The 18,771-nt window shown below is 59.2% G+C and carries 18 protein-coding genes; 7 read left to right on the top strand and 11 right to left on the bottom strand.

The window, feature by feature from the left end; all coding sequences use genetic code 11:
* Positions 1–5: 5 nt before the first annotated feature.
* A complete protein-coding gene (locus IIA05_00205; GenBank protein MCH9025523.1) occupies positions 6–236 on the top strand; it encodes a hypothetical protein in 231 nt (76 codons plus the stop codon).
* Positions 237–251: 15 nt separating this feature from the next.
* Here IIA05_00205 and IIA05_00200 read toward each other — a convergent pair whose 3' ends face one another.
* The 5 genes from IIA05_00200 to IIA05_00180 all read right to left on the bottom strand — a co-directional run bounded on the left by IIA05_00200 (position 252) and on the right by IIA05_00180 (position 7,449).
* Complete coding sequence (locus tag IIA05_00200; GenBank protein ID MCH9025522.1) at positions 252–1,433, bottom strand: AAA family ATPase; 1,182 nt, start codon at positions 1,431–1,433, stop codon at positions 252–254.
* A 133-nt stretch (positions 1,434–1,566) separates the two neighbouring features.
* On the bottom strand, positions 1,567–2,115 hold the full coding sequence (locus IIA05_00195) for a DUF615 domain-containing protein (protein MCH9025521.1): 549 nt from the start codon (positions 2,113–2,115) through the stop codon (positions 1,567–1,569).
* Positions 2,112–3,812: a Mur ligase gene (locus tag IIA05_00190; protein MCH9025520.1), complete on the bottom strand. Its 1,701-nt coding sequence runs from the start codon at positions 3,810–3,812 to the stop codon at positions 2,112–2,114. The genes IIA05_00195 and IIA05_00190 overlap by 4 nt, the downstream gene beginning before the upstream one ends.
* A 6-nt stretch (positions 3,813–3,818) precedes the next feature.
* On the bottom strand, positions 3,819–6,605 hold the full coding sequence (cphA, locus tag IIA05_00185) for a cyanophycin synthetase (protein ID MCH9025519.1): 2,787 nt from the start codon (positions 6,603–6,605) through the stop codon (positions 3,819–3,821).
* Between the two features lie 25 nt (positions 6,606–6,630).
* The gene (locus tag IIA05_00180; GenBank protein MCH9025518.1) at positions 6,631–7,449 is read right to left on the bottom strand and encodes a cyanophycinase; all 819 of its coding nucleotides are present in this window, start codon (positions 7,447–7,449) and stop codon (positions 6,631–6,633) included.
* Positions 7,450–7,599: 150 nt separating this feature from the next.
* Here IIA05_00180 and pmbA point away from each other — a divergent pair, with 150 nt between their 5' ends.
* The gene (pmbA, locus tag IIA05_00175) at positions 7,600–8,949 is read left to right on the top strand and encodes a metalloprotease PmbA (protein ID MCH9025517.1); all 1,350 of its coding nucleotides are present in this window, start codon (positions 7,600–7,602) and stop codon (positions 8,947–8,949) included.
* 10 nt (positions 8,950–8,959) lie between these two features.
* On the opposite strand, the gene IIA05_00170 is transcribed toward pmbA, so the two are convergent.
* Genes IIA05_00170 through IIA05_00160 form a run of 3 tightly spaced genes read right to left on the bottom strand, consistent with a single transcriptional unit; the run spans position 8,960 to position 11,809 of the window.
* Positions 8,960–10,312, bottom strand: a complete 1,353-nt coding sequence (locus tag IIA05_00170) for a YihY/virulence factor BrkB family protein (GenBank protein MCH9025516.1) — start codon at positions 10,310–10,312, stop codon at positions 8,960–8,962.
* A 42-nt stretch (positions 10,313–10,354) separates the two neighbouring features.
* A complete protein-coding gene (locus IIA05_00165) occupies positions 10,355–11,266 on the bottom strand; it encodes a phosphoribosylaminoimidazolesuccinocarboxamide synthase (GenBank protein ID MCH9025515.1) in 912 nt (303 codons plus the stop codon).
* 12 nt (positions 11,267–11,278) lie between these two features.
* On the bottom strand, positions 11,279–11,809 hold the full coding sequence (locus IIA05_00160; protein MCH9025514.1) for a hypothetical protein: 531 nt from the start codon (positions 11,807–11,809) through the stop codon (positions 11,279–11,281).
* A 78-nt stretch (positions 11,810–11,887) separates the two neighbouring features.
* On the opposite strand from IIA05_00160, the gene djlA reads away from it, so the two are divergent.
* The 3 genes from djlA to IIA05_00145 all read left to right on the top strand — a co-directional run bounded on the left by djlA (position 11,888) and on the right by IIA05_00145 (position 14,241).
* A complete protein-coding gene (djlA, locus tag IIA05_00155) occupies positions 11,888–12,721 on the top strand; it encodes a co-chaperone DjlA (GenBank protein MCH9025513.1) in 834 nt (277 codons plus the stop codon).
* 224 nt (positions 12,722–12,945) lie between these two features.
* Complete coding sequence (gene rpe, locus IIA05_00150) at positions 12,946–13,614, top strand: ribulose-phosphate 3-epimerase (protein ID MCH9025512.1); 669 nt, start codon at positions 12,946–12,948, stop codon at positions 13,612–13,614.
* A gap of 18 nt (positions 13,615–13,632) precedes the next feature.
* Positions 13,633–14,241 carry an aminodeoxychorismate/anthranilate synthase component II gene (locus tag IIA05_00145; GenBank protein ID MCH9025511.1) on the top strand — a complete coding sequence of 203 codons (609 nt, stop codon included), beginning with the start codon at positions 13,633–13,635 and terminating at the stop codon, positions 14,239–14,241.
* 53 nt (positions 14,242–14,294) lie between these two features.
* Here the strand turns inward: IIA05_00145 and crp are convergent, their stop codons facing one another.
* Positions 14,295–14,951 (bottom strand): cAMP-activated global transcriptional regulator CRP, encoded by a 657-nt coding sequence (gene crp / locus IIA05_00140; GenBank protein ID MCH9025510.1) that lies wholly within the window; start codon positions 14,949–14,951, stop codon positions 14,295–14,297.
* Between the two features lie 193 nt (positions 14,952–15,144).
* Between crp and speD the strand changes: the two genes are divergently transcribed.
* A complete protein-coding gene (gene speD, locus IIA05_00135) occupies positions 15,145–15,945 on the top strand; it encodes an adenosylmethionine decarboxylase (GenBank protein MCH9025509.1) in 801 nt (266 codons plus the stop codon).
* 15 nt (positions 15,946–15,960) lie between these two features.
* Here speD and coq7 read toward each other — a convergent pair whose 3' ends face one another.
* The gene (gene coq7 / locus IIA05_00130) at positions 15,961–16,602 is read right to left on the bottom strand and encodes a 2-polyprenyl-3-methyl-6-methoxy-1,4-benzoquinone monooxygenase (GenBank protein ID MCH9025508.1); all 642 of its coding nucleotides are present in this window, start codon (positions 16,600–16,602) and stop codon (positions 15,961–15,963) included.
* 5 nt (positions 16,603–16,607) lie between these two features.
* The gene (locus IIA05_00125) at positions 16,608–17,897 is read right to left on the bottom strand and encodes a (Fe-S)-binding protein (protein MCH9025507.1); all 1,290 of its coding nucleotides are present in this window, start codon (positions 17,895–17,897) and stop codon (positions 16,608–16,610) included.
* 131 nt (positions 17,898–18,028) lie between these two features.
* Here IIA05_00125 and IIA05_00120 point away from each other — a divergent pair, with 131 nt between their 5' ends.
* Positions 18,029–18,751: a DUF481 domain-containing protein gene (locus tag IIA05_00120; GenBank protein MCH9025506.1), complete on the top strand. Its 723-nt coding sequence runs from the start codon at positions 18,029–18,031 to the stop codon at positions 18,749–18,751.
* The last annotated feature ends 20 nt before the right edge of the window (positions 18,752–18,771 follow it).

The raw sequence follows: 18,771 nt of genomic DNA, 5'->3' as shown, positions 1-18,771 counted from the left end.
GGACTGTGTGGTTGACTAAGCCGGTTTACGAAATCCTGCCCTACTTTTATATGGCCGCTGGGGTCGTGTCGCTGGTGGCGTCTGCCTATATCAATTATTGGTATTGGCCGACGATCGGACTGGTTGTGGGTCTGGTCTGCCTGATTGCGGGCATGGTGGTCTGGCTCAAGCGCAAGGATTACCGTCGCAATGAGGAAGAATACGGCGGCGACTCGCGCAAACTCGATGAATCCTAGCCCGGCAGGATCCTGCTAGTCTTTTCTCCGGCGCGTTTCCCGGCGCTCTTTATAATAAGTGATCGTGTGCTGGCCGAGGCCGATAATGTCCCCGGAGGCCAGCTTGTACCGCCTGATTTTGCGCTTGCCGATAAACAGCCCGTTGGTGCTGTTGAGATCCTCGATCAGCGACTTGCCATCCGCACCGGTAATGATCTGCGCGTGATGACCGGAGACGAACTTGCTGTCGATCTGTAAATCGTTACTGGTGGCGCGACCGATCAGCAGCTTGCCCATAGACAGCGGAAATTCGTTGGTGGTCCGGCCCTTGTACGCGATCGAAAGAATGCCAAACCGCTTTGCATCGGGAAGGTTCAGCAGCGGAACCATGACCGCATGCTCATTGGTCTCCGCGGTCGCTTCCTGCCATTTCAACTCCCTGGCTGCTGCCTCGATTGCATCTTCGTTCACCGTCTCCTGATCCTGCGACCCGGCACCGATCATCGCGGTGTCGCACAGCGTATTGATAAGCCGCGGGATGCCGCCGCTGTATCGGTACACGCCAGCCAACGCCGCTTTGGTGAATAATTCCGTGCCTGCGGCGCCGGCGACAGCGAGACGATGCAAGACATAGGCGCAGGTTTCCTGCTTATTCAGCGAGCCGAGATCGAGGCGCAAGCGAACCAGCCCCTGGATACCGGCCGCATCCATCGTGTCGTTGAGATGCGAGTGACCGCTGAGAATGATGCGCAATGCCGCGAATTTTCTTTGCTCGTCTACGAACATGCGGCCGATGTCTTTGAGTACATTCTTGGACAGGTTTTGGGCTTCATCGATGATGATCAGTGTTTTCTTCCCAGCCGCGGCTTTTTCGGACAGGAAGTGCGCGAGCATGTCGAGCAACTGGGCTTTTCTTTTCCTGAATGGCTTGAACCCAAACTGGGCAAGAAGGAGTTGCAGAAACTGAACCGGCGACAACTGGGTCTGATTCATATTTGCCAGGCAAACTTCATCATCGAGGCGGTCGATAAAAGCATTGATCAGCGTGGTTTTCCCGGCGCCGATCTCGCCGGTCATGGAAACGATGCCATTGGGGAAATCCCAGACCGATTCCATGTACGATCTGGCCCGCTCATGAAAATTGCTCAGATAGAGAAAATCGGGGTCGGGACTGGGTTCGAATGGCTGTTCATTCAGCTTGAAGTGTCGCAGATACATGCCAGCTTCTGATCCGGATTCCTTGCCCAGGCCACACGTCGTTATCAGGGCAAGTATAGACCAAGCCGGCGTTGCGGGGGTCAGACCGGGATACCGGTGGGTAGATGAGCCTCGCCACCGGCGCATTCTGTCATTAATCCTGCCTACTCGAAACGGACTTTTTCTCTGCGGTCAGAGCCGCATGCAGAAATCGATAGAGTTTTTTTCTTTCGGTGGCCAGGCCGATTTCGCTGCCGGATTTTTGATGCTTCCTGATGATTTGCCGCAGTCGTTGCCGGTCGCTGCCCGGGTATTTCTCCAGGAAACTCTCCAGCGCCGGGTCGCCCTCGCTCAGTAAACGGTCGCGCCAATTTTCGCAAAGCTTGTGGGTATGCTTTTCTGCCAGCCCTTCCTGCGCTATTGCCGTCAGAGCTTCGCGGATCGGTTGCGCATCGATCCGCCGCATCAGTTTGCCGATGTATTGCTTTTGCCGGTTGAGTGCGCCGAACTTGTGCATTTTTCTGGCCAGCATGACCGCTTCCCGCAACGCATCCGGCATGGGTACGGACGCCAACCGGGCTGCGGGTAAATCGAGTAACTGCTCACCCAAGGCCTGCAGTTCGTGCATTTGCTTTTTTAGCGCCGTTTTCGAAGGTACCGGTGTATCGGCAGCGTCAGCCGGCGGTCTGTGCTTCCTGCTCATGCCGATCGCGTTGCCCGGTTCTTCGCGTCATTCAGCATGGCCAGGACATCCTCTATCTGCTCGTGGATTAAAAGTATCAACAGGTCGCCAGGTTGCGACCATTCCAGCGCGGCGCTGACCGCTTCAGGCTCGGTTGAAAAATAATCAAGCTGGTCGTCGTCCGCGCCGCATGCCAGCAGCGCATTCTTGATCAGGCCGGCGACCTCACCGGGTGGTCTTCCCCTCGCGTATTGCGGCATTTCCTTGATGATGACCTTGTCCAGCCCGATGCTCCACGCGCTCGCCGCCAGTTCACGGATTGCCTCATCGCTGCGGTCGCCCGCCTGCCCGATCAGCAGCAACCGGCGTTTCGCCGGTCGCACCCGGGCCAGCTCGAAAATCGCGGCGATGCCATGCGGGTTGTGCGCAAAATCCACCAGCACATCCGCGCCGTCAATGGCAAACAGGTTGCAACGACCCGGGTTATCCTCGGGCCCGGTTTTGCGCAGCCCTTCGGCGATGGCTTCGCGCGGCAGACCCAACGCACTGGCGAGGCCGATGGCCCCCAGGGCGTTTGCGATGTTGTGGCGAGCGGCGCCATCCATCGTCAATGGAATTTCACCGGCTTCGAGGATCGGTATTTCCTGGCCGTTTTCGATCAGGACCAGCTGCCGTTTCCTGAGTACGACCACGGTTTGCTTTAGCCTCACTGCCTCGCGGATCAGGGGCAGCTCAGGATCCAGGCTGAACCAGCTTACCCGGAAGCGGGCGGCCAGACCGCGTTTTACCAGTTTTTCGTCTTCGGCGTTTAGCACCGCGGTACCGTTATTGCCCAGTACGCTGGTGACGATCCACTTGACGTTAGCCAGTTCGTCGAGGTCCATGACGCCGAATTCACCCAGATGGTCTTCGGCGATATTCGTAATCAGTGCGGCATCTGCGTGGGCGACACCCAGGCCGCGCCGCAACAGCCCACCGCGGGCGGTTTCCAGGATCGCCATGCTGACCCGCCGATCGCGCAGCACTTTCCTGGCGCCGCCAGGTCCGGACCAGTCGCCGCGATCCAGGATATCGTCGTCGACCGCAATCCAGTCGGTCGAACTGACGCCGACAGTCTGCCCGGCGGCGCGCGCCATGCGGGTCAGGAAACGGACCGAAGTGGTCTTGCCGTTGGTGCCGGTGACCAGGGCCAGCGGAATTTCCCCGAGGCGGCTCCAGTCCACAGCCGGTATTTCCGGTAACCGATCGACCGGCCAGCTTTGCCCGTTGACGCCGAGACCGAGCGTTAGTTCTTCATCGTCGCTCAGCCACTGCAGCCCGCGTTTTTCGGCCTCTGCAGCGAGCGCGATCAGCTGCGGATTTCTTTCCGCGGCCAGCGTCTTTGCCAGGCGCTGTTCCGCCTGGGTCAGAGTCTCCGGGACTTCGTCATCGGCGGTTTTTCCGGTGACTGCGGCCCAGGCCCAGTCGTTGATTTCGGTTGCCGTGTACAGCGCGTCGACCGGGGCGCTGATCGCGAGGCTGGCGCCATCGGAGAAACGGCGGACCTTGATCGATTCATTTTCCAGACCAAGCCGGCCCATGATTTCCCGCACCTTTTCCTGCCATGCCTGGATCAGGGTATCCGCCTCGTCCGAACTCAGGCGCACATCCACTACCGCGGCGGGCCGGTCCCAGACCAGCCCCGGTCCCGTCAGGCGGCGCGAGTCCAATAGCTCCATGCGGGTCTAATCCGCCTCTTCCGGTTCGCGGGCGATGCGGACGCCGCGCTGGTCGCGAATGATTTCCACGTCTTCCAGCGAAAAATCGCCCAGTGCGGTCGCGGACAGTTTGATCTGCACCGGTTTTTCGTTTTTCTCCGCTTTCTCGCCCGAATCGAAATAGATGATTTGTTTCCAGCAACGCTTGATGTTGTCGCCAAAAACAAACACCAGGTCACCCGGTTGCGCCATGGCAAGCGCGTGGTCGACCGAGGTTTTTTCGTCGTCGATAATTTCGATCCTGTCCTTGCCGACAGCGGACTTAAGCAACATTTTTCTGAGTATGCCCGGTACCTCGTCGCGATCCCGGCCGCGCGCTTTATCGTCGGTCTTGAGGATGTAATGATCGAAGTGTCCGGCCGCAATCGTGCCGATTTCCTCGATGTCCTGGTCCCGCCGGTCACCCGGCGCCGATAACACCACGATCTTTTTGCCATCCACATCCAGGCGATCGACCAGGTCGCACATGACTTTGACCGCTGCCGGGTTGTGGCCGTAATCGAGTATGACCTTGAACGGATGCTCGTCATACAGGTTCATGCGCCCCGGGGCCTGGAAGAAGGTGGTATCGAAAGTCCGCAGGCCGTGGCGGATATTTTCCAGGCTGATATCCAGACTGTAAGCCAGCGCGGCTGCAAACATCGCGTTCTGCACATTGTGCAGCGCACGTCCTTCCAGGGTCGCGGGGATCAAGTGGGTCCACAACAGCGGGATGTGATTGCCGTGGTCATAAATCGTGATCATGTGGCCGTTGAATCCTTCCTCGAGTACCACGGCACGCCCTGCCGCGCGTATGTGCTCCTTGACCAGTTGGTGGCCCGGATTCATGGTCACATAACACAAGTGTTCGGCCTCCGTGTAATCAGCCATGCGCAGGCAATGTTCGTCGTCGGCGTTGAGCACCGCGGTACCGGTTGCGCTTTCGATCAGTATCCGCTTGACCAGGGCCAGCTCCGCAATTGTTTCGATGCCGTGCAGACCGAGATGGTCGGCCGTGACGTTCAGGCAGGCCGCGACATCGCAGTGGCTGAAACCCAGGCCCCGTCTGAGCATGCCGCCGCGCGCTGTTTCCAGCACCGCCGCATCGACCGATGGGTCGCGCAGGATCATGCCGGCCGATACCGGGCCGGTCATGTCGCCTTCCACCGTCAGGCGGCCGTCGATATAAACGCCATCGGAGGACGAAAGGCCGACCGTGTGACCCGCCAGTTTCATGATGTGCGCCAGCATGCGCGATGTCGTGGTCTTGCCGTTGGTGCCGGTTATCGCCGCCATCGGTATCGTCGATGGCGCACCCTCGGGGAACAGCATGTCGATGACCGGTCCCGCCACATCGCGCGGTGTGCCCTCGCTGGGCGCAACATGCATGCGAAATCCGGGTCCGGCGTTGACTTCACAGATGGCGCCGCCGGTGACTCGCCACGATTCCGAAATATCCGAGGTCAGGAAGTCGACGCCGCCGATATCCAGGCCGATCGCAGCTACCGTGCGAACCGCCATTTCACGATTGTCCGGATGAATGATGTCAGTGACATCGATGGCGGTGCCACCAGTCGACAGGTTTGCGGTCGAGCGCAGGTACACAACTTCGCCTTCGGCAACTACCGTTTCCCGGGTGTAACCCAGTTTCGATAACAGGCGTTCGGCCTGGTGATCGAATTCGAGACGGGTCAGGACCTTTTCATGGCCCACGCCGCGGCGCGGATCGCTGTTGATTTCGTCGACCAGTTCGGCAATCGTGTTTTTGCCGTTGCCGACCACATGCCCCGGGACTCGTTTCGCGGCGGCGACCAACTCGCCGTTGACCACGAGGATTCGGTGGTCGAACCCGCTGATAAACTTTTCGACCAGTACCGTGCGGCCGTGCTCGCGCGCTTTATCAAAAGCTGCGTCCACTTCGTCCGGCGTTTTCAGATTAATGGAAACGCCGCGGCCGTGGTTCGCATTCAAAGGCTTGAGTACGACCGGGTATGCGATGCGCTCGGCGGCGCGGCGCGCCTGCCGCGTATTGTAAACGAGGAATTGTTTTGGCACCGGCAGCCCCAGGTCACCCAATATCGCATTGGTTTCCTCCTTGTCCGAGGCCAGGTCGACGGCGATGTTCCCGGTGGCGCTGGTCGTCGTCGCCTGAATGCGTTTCTGGTACTTGCCGTGACCAAGCTGGATCAGGCTGTAACGGTTGAGACGTATCCACGGAATATCCCGGTCCTCGGCCGCCTTGACCAGCGCTGCCGTGCTTGGGCCCAGCGCCCGCCTTTGCGCGTAGCGAATAAATTCGTCCCGTTCTTTGGCAAAATCCCAGTCGCCGTCGGGGGCGTCGTCAGGTTTGATCTCGGCCGGCAGTAAAAAGTGGATCAACTGCAGCGCCAGCCGGCTGGCGTCGCGGCCAACCTCGGCGTCTTTATACTGGAAAACCATGTTGTACTGACCGGGTTCGCCGGTCGAGCGTGTCCGGCCATAGGTAACCAGCGAACCGGCTTCGTTCTGCATTTCGATGGCGACATGCTCCATCACGTGCCCCAGCCAGGTGCCCTCGTCCTCGCGCATGCGGCGTACAAAACCGCCAGGTTCGCGATAGGAACAGCCGTGTTCGTGCAGCCCCGGCAATAACTCAAGCAATGGGTCGATGAAATCGTTGCCCAGCCGCGCCGTTGGCCATTCCTCCAGTGCGCCCAGGTCGAGCAGATGGCGGATAACCGGGAAACGGGCGTAAATGCTCGGACCGACATATACGTTGGTGGACAGGATTTTCATCAACGGGTCTCCGTTTTTTATTTGCTTACGGACGCGCCTTTCGTTTCGCGATGTCGTAGCTGCCGCCGGCAACCAGTATATGCAATCTGATGCCAATCAGGCTGACCGGCTGGTGGCGTCCGGCCGAATCCATCGAGGAAAACTCCAGCTCGCTGGGGTCGATCACGGTGATTCCGCCGCTGCCGGCGACTTCCATGATGTCGTCGGGGCCGATAAACGCAGCCGTGTCCTCATCCAGACCGATACCGATGGCGAAAGGATTAAAAGCCAGCGCGGTCAGCAAACGGCCGAGGCGGTCGCGCTCGCGAAAATGCTGGTCGATGATTAGCCGGTTGGTCAGACCCAGACCCGGCGCCAGCGTCACCATGTCGGGCGAAGGGGTCGATCCTTCGTAGCCACCAGCGATCATATGTTCAGGGACGAAGGCGGCGCCGGCAGATGTGCCCGCGACATGCATGCCCGCGGCATTGCGCCGGCGTATCTGCTGTGCGACCCGGGTCCCACCCAGCGTGGTGGACAGGCGCAACTGGTTACCGCCGGTCATGAATACGCCATCGGCCCTTTCCAAAAGGTCGATAGAGTCCTGGCTGTTGCATTCCTTGCGATCGTCACAGTGCAGGATGCCGACCTCACCCGCACCGAGTTCCCTGAACAAGTCCCGGTAGCGCGCGCCGGTGTCGTCCAGCTCAGAGGCAGTCGGTATGACAACGATATGCGCGTTCGAACCACCGCACATCTCAAGATAGCGGCTCAGTATTTCGCGGTCTCTGAGTTTGTCTTCACCGCCGCCAATGGGAACGATAAAGCCCCGCTGGCCGTCTTTTTCCACTTGTGCCGGACACACGCCGCTTCCCCGTCAAAAAATAGCCGGCTATTCTATCATGGCGGCCAAAATAAACTCGGCTCCTTTGCGGCGATGTATGGGCGGCTGTGCAGGCACACGGCAGGCGGTTAGAATCCGTTCCTCGTTCGCTTTTTTGCATGGGTAAAGTCTATGGGCCAGGCACAGCCGCTCACTAAAGAACTGAAGCAGCAGGATTTGCAGGACCTGGTCGCCGGCTGCCTCCTGCAGGCTGAAAAAGAGGGCGCCAGCCAGGCCGAGACAAACGCCAGCCTTTCATCGGGCTTGTCGGTGACGGTTCGCATGGGCGAAGTTGAAACGCTGGAGTCCCAGCGCGACCGCTGCCTTGGCATTACGGTGTTTTTCGGCCAGCAAAAAGGCTCGGCGAGCACCACCGATCTCGGTTCCGGAGCCGTCGCAGAAACCGTGCGCAAGGCCTGCTCCATTGCGCGTTTCACCTCCCCGGATCCATACGCCGGACTCGCCGACGCCGCACTGATGGCCGCCGAGTTTCCGGAACTCGACTTGTATCACCCATGGAATCTTCCTGCGACCCAGGCGATAGACCTGGCGACCCGTTGCGAGGCAGCCGCATTGACGGCCGATCAGCGCATCCAAAATTCCGAAGGCGCCACGGTATCGAGTAGTGAGGGCGTTGCGGTCTATGGCAACAGCCACGGTTTCATGGGCGTCAAACGCGGGACCAGCCACAGCGCCAGTTGCGTCGTCATCGCCGGACAGGACCAGGAAATGCAAAGAGACTACTGGTACACCAGCGCGCGCGACCCGGGCGAGCTGATGGACCTGGAGGCGCTGGGGGAAAAAGCGGCGCAGCGGGCGCTGGCTCGGCTGGATTCGAGGAAGCTCGATACGCGCGAGGCGCAGGTGTTGTTTCCGGCCGAGCTCGCGCGCAGTCTCCTGGGTCACCTGGTCGCTGCGATTCGGGGAACCGCGCAGTATCGCAAGGCATCCTACCTGTGTGGTGCAATCGGTCAGCAGGTGCTGGCGAGCGGGATCAATGTTTACGAAAGGCCACACCTGAAAAAGGCGGTCGGCAGTACGGCGTTTGACAGCGAAGGCGTGGCAACCGCAGATCGCGACCTGGTGAGTGATGGTGTCTTGCAAGGCTACGTGTTGAACAGTTACACGGCACGCAAGCTCGGCATGACGACGACCGCAAACGGTGGCGGGGTGCACAACCTGGAACTCGAACCCGGCCTGGCAAGCCCGCAAGAACTGATGGAGCGAATGGGCAGCGGCTTGTTGCTGACCGAGTTGATCGGTCAGGGCGTCAACATCCTGACCGGTGACTATTCACGTGGCGCCGCCGGCTTCTGGGTGGAGAACGGGAAAATCCAGTACCCGGTCCATGAAATCACGATCGCCGGCAATCTTGCCGCCATGCTGACCGGAATTCTGGCGGTCGGTGACGATCTTGATGTGCGTTCCGGGATTCGGACGCCGTCATTGTTGTTGAGCGAGATGACCGTGGCCGGAAATTAGCAATATCGTCTTAATCCAGCATGTCCGCCAGTGTCGTGTCTCCGGTCGCGCCGGATATGGCGTCGTTTACCCGGGTGGTCAGCGCGCCGACTTTCGGTTCCCATTCGAGCTTTGGGATATCCCGGTTCTCGCGAATCGCCGAGAGTATATCTCCGATCCGGATGCGGCTGATTTCGCGTCCCGGCAGCAGCATTTCATGCTCGGTAATTGCCAGCATCCCGCTGCTCAGCAGCCGGTCAACCACCGGACTCAGAGCGGTGGCAGGGACCCCCAGTCGTGATGCCAGCCGGTTGATCGACCACTGCAAGGCATTGTCGCGGAAGGACTGGGCGACATTGATCATCACCGACAAAGCCAGGCCTTCGCGCAACTGGCCGACCGGCTCGATCTGCCGCCGGCCGCGGCGCATGTACTCGGGCCGCTGGATGTAAAACGAGATCTGCGCGCCCAGCAGCAGGATCAGCCAGCTCAGGTAAAGCCAGATCAGCGCCAGCAGAACAATTGCGAACCCGGAGTATATGGCGGCGCGCGATGCCGAACCGGCGACGAAGGATGCGAATACCGCGCCGGTGAACGCCCAGAGCACCCCTGCGACCGCGCCGCCGCCGAGGGCTGCGCGAATTCTTACCGAGGTGTTGGGTACGAACGCATAAACAAAACTGAACAACAAGACGATGAGCACATAAGGCGCCAGCTTGCCCGCCAGTATCAAGGTCGTGCCAAAGGGTTCGATGGCGGCCAGTTTCTGAACCAATGCCGTGTTGTTTATGGAAGCGATCATGCCGAGCGCGAACACCATGATTACCGGGCCGATCAAAATGACACTGATGTATTCGCTGAACCGGCGGGCCATGCTGCGTGGTTTTTCAACCTGCCAGACATAGTTAAAACTGTCCTCGACTTTTTTTACCATGGAAAAAACGATCCAGATCAGAAACAGCAGGCCGATACTGCCAAGCACGCTGCCTTTCACGTTATCGACGAAGCCGATGACTTGCTCGGTTAGCTCGGCGCCGCGTTCGCCCAGCGGCTCCAAAAATTTAAACAGCAGGGGTTCGAGTTTCTTGTGTACGCCCAGACCCTTGAGCACGGAAAAACTGAGCGCCAGGAGCGGCACGATGGACAACATGGTCGTATAGACCAGGCTCATCGCGCGCAGGCTGAGCGCGCCGCCAGACAGGTCGCGGGCGAGAGCATAAGGCAGGCGCAGTATTCTCAGCAGCCGATGCTCGATGGCTGTCGATCTGTCGATCGCGGGATTCCACAGTGCTGCTTCCGCGAGATTTTTTATTCGTTCGAGCATCTGGTCTGCCGCTGAATGGACTCGCCGCCTGTGCCGGCCATCACCGGCATTGTACATCATTGTATTTGCCGGCCGGCCAAGCCGCCGCTTCACGTTTGCCGATCAGTCAGCAATCAGCCTGCTCAGCGCTTCGGCATACTTTTCGCTGCTGCGGCGAACGATGTCCGCGGGTAATGACGGACCCGGCGAGGTCTTGTCCCAGTCCAGCGTTTCCAGGTAGTCGCGCACGAACTGTTTGTCAAAACTCGGTGGAGAGATGCCTGCGCGATAACTTTCCGCCGGCCAGAAACGCGACGAGTCGGGGGTCAGCGCTTCATCGATCAGGACCATCCGGTTGTCGTCATCGAGACCAAACTCGAATTTTGTATCGGCGATGATGATGCCGCGTTGCAGTGCGTATTCAGCGGCGAACCGGTACAATGCCAGCGCAGTGTCGCGAGCCTGGGCGGCGATATCCTCGCCCAGCAACTCGACCGTCGCCCGGTAAGAGATATTCTTGTCATGATCGCCGACATCCGCCTTGGTGGCAGGGGTGTATATCGGCTCTGGCAACCGACCCGCCAATCGCAGGCCCGCAGCGAGTTCGATGCCGCAAACGGCGCCAGTCGCCTGATAATCCTGCCAGCCCGAACCGATCAAATACCCGCGCACGACCGCCTCGATGGGCAGGGCCTGCAGCTTTTTGACAACGATGGCCCGGCCCTCTACCTGGCTTCGCTCAACAGGGTCCGGCAGAACTTCGTTCAGCGTGAGATCGGCGATGTGGTTGGGAATGATATGGCGGGTCTTGTTGAACCAGAAATTCGACATTGCAGTCAGCGCGCGTCCCTTGCCGGGGATCGGGTCCGGTAGAACGACATCGAACGCCGACAGACGATCCGAAGTCACGATCAGCATATGCTGGTCATCGATTGCGTACAGATCGCGAACCTTGCCGCCACAAATCTTTTGCAGGCTGGGCAAATTTGATTCGAACAAGGCTTCGGGGGATGTTGGTGCGGCGCTGGTAATCATGCCCGTGTGAAATTACTTAATGATATCGAAGTCGTCGTTGCCGGGAGGCCGGCTGGTTTCGGCCGCGGGCTCCCGCGGTTTCAAAACCTGCTCGACTTCGCGCGGAAAGTTGGTGGGGTCTTCCAGCAAGGCGGCGAACCGTTCTGTCGCCTGCTCATTTTCTCCCCAGGCCCAGTCAATCGCTGCCTCGCGGCCGGCACTTTTTATGGTGAGCGCCGCGTCGTCAACGGCGCGGTCAAGCAACTTCACCGTGGCCACGATCTGTTCTTCGGTCGCGGTGCCGAACGCTACCATCGTCTCCGCCATGGTCGCCAGTTTTTCGGCGGCGGTCAGTTTCTCCTTCAGACTTTCGTCATCACCGAGGGCATCCACTGCACCATAGATGAAAAACAGAAAATAATCGTGCATGACCAGATCGCTGAAGATTTCCGGGGGCACGTTTTTTGCGCTTTTTTCGCCGAAAACCAGGGCCTTGCTGGTCACTTCACGGAGTACGGATTCACGATCATCGGCCGCGTCATGCATCTTGTCTTTGCTTACCATCTATTTGGCCTTGGGTTAAAGTTGGGCAATGGGAACAATCAATTTTCTCAGCCCTCGAGTGTTACGGTCAAGTCGAATATGGTCAGCATGCGGAATACCGGCGCGCGGGCGCGGCTGATGCCGGGCGCGTTTATCGGCAAGCTGATCGGTGGCTTTATTGGCCTGATATTCGGCGGACCCATCGGATTCCTGATCGGGGTTTTTCTGGGTCACCAGTTCGACAAGGGATTCGTGCGCACCGGTGGCATCAACCTGGGCGGTCTCAATCCTCAGCGGGCCCGTGAAACGTTTGTACGTACGACCTTTCAGGTAATGGGGCGCATGGCCAAGGCCGATGGCCAGGTTTCCGAGCAGGAAATTCACACCGCCCGCAACGTAATGCGGCAGATGCGCATGACCCCGGAGCAGGTCACGGAGGCGATCGCCTGGTTCACCGAGGGCAAGCGGCCGGATTTCCCGTTACGCGAGTGTTTGCGCAGGTTTCGCCAGTTCAGTCATTTTCACGCAGGATTGACACGGGCTTTCGTCGAGTTGCAGGTCCAGGCGGCGATGATCGGTAACGGCATGCACCCGGGGGAGCGGGAAATTCTCTGGATGATCTGCCAGGAACTGGGCGTAAGCCGCGCGGAACTCGCGCAGATCGAGGAACTGGTTCGCTTGCATATGGGCGGGTCCAGGGACGCCAGGTCGCCAGTGGACGAACTGGCGCGCTCCTACAAGGTGCTGGGTGTGGCGGAGAATGCCAGCGACCGCGACTTCAAGACGGCCTACCGGCGCCTGATGAACCAGCACCACCCGGACAAGCTGGTGGCCAAGGGTCTGCCCGCGGCCATGATGGACGAGGCCAAGGTCAAGGTTCGGGAAATCCGGGCTGCTTATGACCTGATCAAGAAAAACCGCGGCATGCGCTAGCAGGCTTTTGAAAAAGCCTCATGCGGCACATTCCGGCGTTAACTGTGGCTCACTAATTCTCATGTGCCGGCGTGTGCTAACAAGGATCAAGCAAGGGCGTGAGCGCATTCATGAAAAATCCGGGCTAAAGCTGCACTGCGAAGACGGCACCGTGGTTTTTTTCGGTGTCTTTGTGGTTTACTGTGGCCGCCAGTTTTTGACGCCCGGATCAGACAGGACTCGCCATGTCAGATTACCTGATTGCACCTTCGATATTATCTGCCGATTTTGCCCGCCTCGGGGAAGAAGTCGAAGCCGTTCTTGCGGCTGGCGCCGATATCATCCATTTCGATGTGATGGACAATCATTTCGTGCCGAATCTGACCATCGGTCCACTGATCTGCGAAGCGCTGCGCAAGCATGGCGTGACCGCGCCGATAGACGTGCATCTGATGGTCGAGCCGGTGGACCGCATCATTCCGGACTTCGCCAGTGCCGGGGCGGATTACATCACTTTTCACCCCGAAGCCAGTACTCATGTGGATCGCAGCCTGCAGCTCGTCCGTGGCCTCGGTTGCAAGTCCGGGCTGGTATTCAACCCGGCGACGCCGCTGAGCTGGCTCGAGTATGCGTTGGATAAAATCGATATGGTGCTGATTATGTCGGTCAACCCGGGGTTTGGCGGGCAGAGCTTTATCCCGTCGGCGCTGGACAAGTTGCGCAAGGCGCGTGAAATAATCGAAGCCAGTGGGTTCGATATTCGCCTGGAGATAGACGGTGGCGTCAAGGTGGACAATATTGCGCAGATCGCCGCTGCAGGCGCTGACACTTTTGTCGCCGGCTCGGCTATTTTTGGCGCCGACGACTACCAGGCCGCAATCGTCGCCATGCGCGAGCAGCTTGCTGCCGCCTGATCCGGCAGGTATTCAACCGTGTTGTTGATGATCGACAACTACGATTCCTTCACCTACAACCTGGTCCAGTACTTCGGGGAACTGGGCGAGGATGTTCAGGTTCATCGCAACGACAAAATAAGTGTCGCCGATATCCGGCGCCGGTCGCCCGATTACCTGGTGATCTCACCGGGGCCCTGCACACCGGAAAAGGCGGGTATTTCAGTGCAGGCGGTGCGTGAACTTGCCGGCGAAATACCGATCCTGGGTGTTTGTCTGGGTCACCAGAGCATCGCCGAGGCCTTCGGCGGCAAAACGATTCACGCGCGCGCAATCATGCATGGCAAACCCTCGAGGGTCTGGCACGATGGCCATCGTCTGTACCGGGGTATCGAACAGCCGCTGGATGCGGCCCGCTATCATTCGTTGATTGTCGATGCAGACAGTCTGCCCGAGTGTCTTGAAGTCACCGCCTGGACCCGGGGCAGCGATGGCGTCAACGATGAGATTATGGGGTTGCGTCATCGCGTATTGCCGGTCCAGGGCGTGCAGTTCCACCCGGAGTCCATACTGACGCGTAAAGGTCGCGCGTTGCTGAGAAATTTCCTGTCGCTGGAAGGCTACGCCCGCAATCGCCATTGCGCCTGAGCAAACGAAGGAGCACGGCATGCCCGTCGCCCCTTGCCGATCGAGCGCAGCGGCTATCGGGTATTGTCGCCCGGCCTGGCGTTGAAAACGACGATGGTCTTGCCCTTGGCCGTTACCAGGCCTTGTTCTTCGAGTACCTTCAGAACACGTCCCGCCATTTCCCGCGAGCATCCGACCAGCCGGCTCAATTCCTGGCGGCTGACCTTGATCTGCATCCCGTCCGGGTGCGTCATCGCATCCGGTTCGTTGCACAGATCCATGATCGCATGCGCTATCCGCCCGGTGACATCGACAAACGCGAGATCGCCGAGCTTGCGATTGGTCCGGTTGAGGCGGCTCGCCAACTGGGTGGCGAGTTCGAAAATCAGCCCTGGTGATTCGGCCGCGATCTGGCGGAACCTCGGGTAGGTCATCTCGGCGAGTTCGCATTCGACCCGCGTGCGCACCCACGCGCTGCGGGTCGGCTGTTCGTAAAACAAACCCATTTCACCGAAGAATTCGCCCTTGTTCAGGTAAGCCAGGACCATTTCATTCCCGTCTTCATCCTCGATCATGACCTCGACCGAGCCACTGACCAGGTAATAAAGAATATCGGGCAGGTCGCCTGCGTGAATTACCACGGTTTTCTGCGGCACGGTCCTTATGCGGCAATAACGTAAAAAGTTGTTGATTGCCGGGATATCGCTGAGCGCTTTTTCGGCTTTGTTCATGGATTAGCCCCGGTTTCGCGAAAAAAGGAGAAATCCCACCATCTTTTACCTAATGCAGGGCTCAGGGGCAAGTCGAGACCTTCCTTTTGGCCCGGCGGCATGCGAAAAAAGTCGCCAGACCGGCGGCTTGGGGATAAAATGCGTTCCTTTTTCCAATCTGGCGCTGACAATAATCAAACCGGACGGCGATTACATGACCACGCACTCTGCCTGCAGCAACGGCAAGCTGGCCTTGCATGGCTTTAACAACCTGACCAAGACCCTGAGCTTCAACATCTACGATGTGTGCTATGCGCGCTCGCCCGCGCACCGCCTCGAATACATCGAATATATCGATGAGGAGTACAACACCGATCGTTTGACCGGCATCCTGACCCGGGTTGCCGACATGATCGGCGCCAATATATTGAATATCGCCCGTCAGGACTATGAGCCGCAAGGCGCAAGCGTGACCTTGATGGTTGCCGAAGGGCCTATCGCGGTGCCACTGAAGCATCCGTTGCTGCCCGACGCGGTCGTGGCTCACCTCGACAAGAGCCACCTGACCGTCCACACCTACCCCGAAAGCCATCCAGACCGGGGGATCTGCACGTTTCGCGCGGATATCGACGTGGCAACCTGTGGCGAGACTTCACCTCTGAAAGCGCTCGACTACCTGATCGGCGAGTTCGAGTCGGATATCTGCATCATGGATTACAAGGTGCGGGGTTTCACTCGGGATTTGCAGGGCACCAAGCATTACATCGATCACGATATCGACTCGATCAGCGATTTTATTTCGCCGGAGATTCTCGCCGGTTTCCACGTCGAAGAAGACAATATGCCGGCGCAAAAGTTTTTTCACAGCAAGCTGAAACTGCGCGAAACAGATCTCGATCGTTACCTGTTCGGCTCTGGTGTCAACGAGTTCGAGCCCGGGGAGTTGGATGAAATTGCGCGCCAGATCGATAGCGAGATGCAGGAGATTTTTTACGGCCGGAATTTCTCCGGCTGACCAATCAGGTCGGTGTCAGATTCGGTAAGCCGTTGTGGTCATGACCTTGGCGGCCAGGGCCATCAGTCTGCGCACCGGTTCGGGCAATTCCGCGCCACCGGCACGGCTGGCGATTTCGCCATGGCGTTCTTCGTCTGCTTTCATTTGCTCAAGAATAGCGCGCGTACGGTGATCGCCTGCGGGTAACTGGGCGAGGTGTGATTCCAGGTGCTTTACGACCTGGCGCTCGGTCTCGGCGACGAAACCCAGGCTCCAGCGGTCGCCCGCCAGACCCGCCAGCGCGCCGATCGCGAATGAGCCCGCGAACCACAACGGGTCCAGGCGGCTCGTTTGATGGTTGAGTTCGCGTAGCCTTTCTTCGCACCAGGCCAGATGATCGTTTTCTTCGTCGGCCGCCTGCTCCATTGCGCCACGCACCTCGTCCAGCCGCGCAGTCAGTGCCTGGCCCTGATACATGGCCTGTGCCGCGATTTCACCCGCGTGGTTGACCCGCATGAGTCCGGCAATATGGTGGCGCTCTGCATCGCTGAGTTCAGATTCGGTGTCGGCCGCCGGATTTTCACGACTGGCAGTCGGCGGCCCGCCAAACATGGTCCTCAGCGCCTGGTCGGCCTGGCTGAGCAAATGATCCAGCGGTGTCAGCTGACGTTTTTCCATATCGCTCATGATATATCAGCGACCGATGCCTGGTTTGAAAAGCTTTGGCTTTCGGCCAGCAGGCTGACCGGATGGGCAACCTTAGCGGCGATGCCTTGTTGCCGGCACAAGGCTTCCAGCTGCAGGCGACAGCCAATATTGGAGGTCAGCAGGAGCGGCGCGACGCCGATATCGTAGCGTTCGGCCAGCGCCTGCGAAGACTCCGGCTGGTCAAGCAGGTAAGCGCCGGCGGCGCCACAACATTGCCCGTTGCCGAGGGTCAGGCAATCGATATTCGCATGCTGTGCCAGCAATTCGCGCGCCGCCTGCGAATTACCCGGTATCACCTTGCGGCTACAGGGCGTGTGCAGCGCCACGGCCCCGGCGACATCCGACCGGGCAACTTTTGCCTGGTCCGCTGCCGGGGGTGGCAGTTGTTCATGCAGAAATTCGTTGATGTCGGTGCAGCGTGCGGCAAATTGCCTGGCATTCTCGCGCCCGCCTTCGTCCTGGAAAAAATCGGCGTATTCGCACAGGCTGACCAGGCAGCCGGTGGAAACCACGATCACCGCACCGTCACCGGCGAATGCCCCGATGTTAATTGTCGCCAGCTGGGCGGCTTTTTGCGGGTAACCGGCGTGCTGGTGGACAGCGCCGCAGCAGCCTTGTTCGCCAGGAACCCGGACATCGAAACCCAGGCGGTTCAACACGCGGATTGTCGCCCGCAACGTGTCTTGTTCCAGTGCCTCGCCAAGACAACCGGTGAATAGCTCAACCATACCTCGTTTTTCCGCCGGGTCATTTGCCGGATGAAAACGAGCCAGCCGCGATATCGAAACCTGGTCGGGAATCAGCCGCAACAGACGGCTCAGGCCGCCGCGCCGCTTGAATGAAACTCCGCTCGCACGGCGCAGCCGGCCAAGCAGCTGCATGAATACTGCGCCGAGCCGAACCAGCCAACGCGATTGCACGGTGAGGGCAAAAAAACGCCAGCCGAGGCCTGGTTTGACCCGCTGCCCGCGCAGCAGGCCTCTGGCGGTATCCAGCAGCCGGCCATAAGGCACCTCGGCGGGGCAGACGATTTCGCAGGCCCGGCAGCCCAGACAACCATCCAGGTGGCGGATCATGCCATCGCTCACCGGCAGTTCACCGCTTGCCAGACCCTCCATTAACGCTATCCGTCCCCGCGGAGAGTCGCTTTCCAGCATTTCGAGCCCGTAGGTCGGGCAATGGGGCAGGCACAGGCCACATTTGACGCAGCGGTCCGCAGCCTCGCTGACATAGCGGCTGGCCATCGTTGGATCGGTTTTGCTCAAGAAAGGTCCCGCCGCTGGAAAAATCGTGTGTCGCCGTTATCATAGCAGCCCTTTGTACGCCAACGCTGTCAGGTTCAGCTCATGGATGGCCAGCGGCAGGCGGGGGCGAAGCTGCGGACGGGAGAGGTTTCTTGAATCACACGATTTATTTTGCACCGTTGCTGGCCGTGGTTATGCTGGTCACGCCCGCGCATGGGCAAGAGACGGCAACGGAAAAAAGCTTTAGCGGCGAAGTGCGCCTGGGGTTCGAGAGTACGACCGGCAATACCGACACCCAGTCGCTGGCGGGTGCGGTTTCGGCAAAATACCTGCGCGGCCGGTGGGTGTACTCGGGCCGGATTTCAGGGTCGGGTCGGCAGGACGCTGGCATCAGCGCCGAAGAGCAATATCATTCGGAGTTAAAGGTAGAACGCCACTACGGCGAGAAAAACTACCTGTACGGGCAGATTCTGTATGACCGCGATCGATTTGCAGGCGTGGTCCGCCAGCTTTATGAAACCGTCGGTTATGGCCGCCGGATCGTGAAAACGGAAAAACATGAATTGAACCTCGAGGCAGGCGTCGGCGCCCGGCAAACCCGTTTGCTGGATAACACCGAGGCGGATGGTGCCGTGCTCCAGCTTGGCGGGGACTATCATTGGCAGATCAATGAGCACGTTTCGTTCAAACAGGAGCTGACCGTTAACTATGGCAGCGGCAATACCTATACCATGTCGCTGAGCACGCTGGAGAGCGCCCTGGCCGGTAATCTGAGCATGCTGTTGAGTTATCGTGTCGATAACAACAGCGAGGTGCCTGCAGGCAGCACGAAAACCGATACCAAGACTATACTGGCGCTGGGTTACAAGTTCTGAATTTGAGTATGTACCGGATC

The sequence above is a fragment of the Pseudomonadota bacterium genome (assembly GCA_022572885.1).
Lineage (GTDB): Bacteria > Pseudomonadota > Gammaproteobacteria > Steroidobacterales > MnTg04 > MnTg04.
The sequence above is the reverse complement of the archived record's forward strand: the minus strand, read 5'-3'. Positions and strand labels throughout refer to the sequence as shown.